The sequence below is a fragment of the Pseudomonas sp. GD03875 genome (assembly GCF_029840585.1).
Classification (GTDB): domain Bacteria; phylum Pseudomonadota; class Gammaproteobacteria; order Pseudomonadales; family Pseudomonadaceae; genus Aquipseudomonas; species Aquipseudomonas paralcaligenes.
The window spans coordinates 1-3124 of record NZ_JAOCCV010000071.1; the positions used below are offsets into that span (position 1 = coordinate 1).

At 50.3% G+C, this 3124-nt stretch carries 3 protein-coding genes; all 3 read left to right on the forward strand.

What is annotated here, in order from left to right:
* The first annotated feature begins 180 nt into the window (after positions 1-180).
* The gene (locus N5D30_RS25970; RefSeq protein ID WP_279911325.1) at positions 181-1593 is read left to right on the forward strand and encodes a hypothetical protein; all 1413 of its coding nucleotides are present in this window, start codon (positions 181-183) and stop codon (positions 1591-1593) included.
* A gap of 4 nt (positions 1594-1597) precedes the next feature.
* Entirely contained in the window at positions 1598-1954 is a 357-nt protein-coding gene (locus N5D30_RS25975) for a DUF2523 family protein (protein WP_279911327.1), read from the forward strand.
* A gap of 2 nt (positions 1955-1956) precedes the next feature.
* The coding region (locus N5D30_RS25980) for a zonular occludens toxin domain-containing protein (protein WP_279911328.1) at positions 1957-3124 on the forward strand (1168 nt) is incomplete at its 3' end.

Sequence of the window (3124 nt, forward strand, 5' to 3'; positions counted from 1 at the left end):
ATCTTCGGCATGCTCCGCAAGGCCTAAGCCTCGGTGCTCTGGTCGGTCATGCTCGGCGCCTTCATTGCGGGCGCCTTTATCACCGGTTTCAGGATTGGTGAGTTCTTCTGACCGATCTTGGCAACTTGTGCCGATGCAATAGACCCCGCTTCGGCGGGGTTTTCTTTGGGTGGTATTAATATGCGCAAGATTTCTTCGTGTCTGGCGTTTTATATTGTTCTGACTTGTTCCGTAATTTATTGCGGCATTTCCAGTGCTGCAACTATCGGCTATAAGCATCAGTCTTCAAATACTGCGGCTTGTTATCCTGACCGACAGACTGCTTGTGAGGCCTTCTATCCGCCGCCTATAGTTTCCAATGGCAAAACTTACGCTTATTGGTCGGGTGGTTATTCTGGCTTTTGTCGCTGGCGTGAACGCCCACTTGATTACCCGTATAACAATCCGGAGGTTAATAAGGGCTCTGTCGTTTCTTGTAATGTCCCCGCTTGTGAGGGTGGTATTTATAACCCTCAGACTGGTCAATGTGATGCTGCGCCGAATGAGTGTGATGATAAAAAGGGACAGACAACACAATGGGATAGTACGCATATACAATTCGAAGCATGTATTGGCGGTTGTTTGGCTATCGTTACGGATTCTGATTTCTCTAGTTCTGTCCGCGCTTATAAGTCCGATGTTTCTGAGAAGGTTCTTTTTCGTTACTACGGTTCATTTAGTGGCGAGTCCTGCGGTAGTGCTCCGCCAGCCGATGCTGCTGATAATGATATTCCTCCAACCGAGTCCAGTTCTGATAATGAATGTACGGCTACTGTTACTGATGGTGAAGGGCGTCAAGTAAGTGCATGCACAAAGACTGACACTTTCAAAGATCAGCGTGATTGTGTTCAGTCTGGTGGTTCTCTTGGTAGTGTTAACGGAATGATGACGTGTGTTAAAAGCAAGGGCCCTAAAGCTGTTCAGACAACTACGGAGACTAAAGTAACTACTGAGTCCACTCCGGATGGAGGTAAGAAAACCACTACAGAAACGAAGACCGAGACAAAGAAGTGTATTGGCACTAATGCCTGCTCCACTACTTCCACCACTATTACTAACGTTAATAACACCAGGTCGGATGGTTCGTCTGGCTCTAGTTCGTCGAACTGTAAGGGCGACAGCTGCAAGGGAACTGGTAGCGGCTCTGGTAGCGGTTCTGGCAGCGGTTCTGGCGCCGGCGATGGTTCTGGTGATGAGGGCGAGGAAGAGCAGGAGGAGGGCGGTGACGGGCCTTCTGGCTCCCTTGTTCAGGGCGAGCAGGGTAGCTTCGCCGAGGGTATCGCCGAATGGGATCAGCGTTTAACGGATGTTCGTGGCGAGCTTGATTCGAAGGTTGAACAACTTTCGGGCCAGTTCAAAGGTGTGTTTGATCTTGGTTTGAGCGGCGGCTCTGGCTCTTTGCCGTGCGAATCCTTCCCTGTTAGTTTCGGTACTGGTTCTTCCACTACATTGCGCTTGTGTCCGGCCGATTATTCCGATCAGTTGGCTTATTTGCGTTATGCGCTGCTTTTAGCGGCTGCGGCCCTGGGCGCCATCATTATTCTTGGAGATTAATCCTATGGAGTGGCTTGCTGCTTTTGTCGATCAAGTGATTTTGTTCTTTCAGTTCATTTGGGATTTCCTTACTACTGGTATCTATGACTTCGTTAAGGACGGACTTGTTCTTCTTACCAAGTCGATCATGTATTCATGGGTTCAAGTTCAAATATTCGCCCTTGAGATTGCTTATGGGGCTGCTCGCGAGGTTATGTCTGATCTTGGTGTGTCCGAGGGCGTTAGACGGCGTTGGGGTGATATTCCGGCTGATGTTGCGAATGTTTTGACGTTCTTCGGCATTCCCCAGGCGCTGAATATTATTTTTTCTGCACTTTCGACGCGCTTTGCTCTTAAATTCGTACCGTTCATGGGGCGCTAATTATGTCTATTAAAATCCATCACGGACCTAACGGCTCTTATAAGACTTCTGGCGCTATTCAGGATGATGCGGTTCCTGCTCTTAAAGAGGGTCGGCTCATTATTACGAATGTTCGCGGCTTTACGCTTGAGCGTGTTTTGCAGGCAATGCCGACCCTTCCTGATGCCGTTGACATTATCAATCTTGACCTTGAGTCTCTGGAGGATATGGAGCGCATGCGCACTTGGTTCCAATGGGCACCTCGCGGCGCGTTCATCATTTTTGATGAAACTCAGCTTGTATTCCCCAAGGCTTGGCGCGAGAAAGATTTAGAGCGTTTCGATTTCCCTGGTGGTCCTGAAGCTGCTGCTGTTGCTGATCGACCCATGAGTTGGCTCGATGGCTGGACCCGCCATAGACATTGGAACTGGGATATTGTCCTGACTACGCCGAACATTGCTTATATCCGTGATGATATTCGCATGACGTGTGAAATGGCTTACAAGCATTCCAATCTCGCTGTTATCGGTATCGCTGGTCGCTATAAAGAAGCTCAACATGACGCCCAAATTAACCGCCCGCCGATGGAGGGAACTGTAATTGAATACAAGCGAATCAAGCCCGACACATTCAAGCTCTACCAATCAACTGCAACAGGAAAAACTCAAGATACAAAAGCCGGAAAGAGTCTTTTCAAGTCGCCTAAGCTACTTGCACTCTTGGTATTTATTGCCCTTCTTATTGTCGCTGTACTATCTCTCGGCGGAATTGACTTTGGGCCTGCTAACGCTAGCAAGGCGCCTGCTGCTTCCGCCGCTCCGGTTCCTGCTGCGAGTTCTGCGCTTCCTGTTGATTCGCCTGATCCTTTGGATATTGGTGCTCTGGTTGGTAAACCGACTGCTGTTCCTGCTGTTGAGCTGAATCATCCGTACGCGCCTCGAACATTCGCTGTCCGTGCCGTTATTACTGCGACTGTGGCAGGCCGCTCTCGCCAGGTCGGCCAGCTCGATGTTGTCGATTCGGATGGCCTTGTACTGCGCCAGTCCATCGCCGATCTGGAGCAGCTCGGCTATCAGGTGCGAGTGCGAGGCGCTTGCCTCGTTGATATTGCGCACCCGATGGGGTATCGGGCCGAGGCTGTATGCCCTGGGCGTGCTGTTTCCCGCGATGAATCTGGCCGTAGGGTCGAGT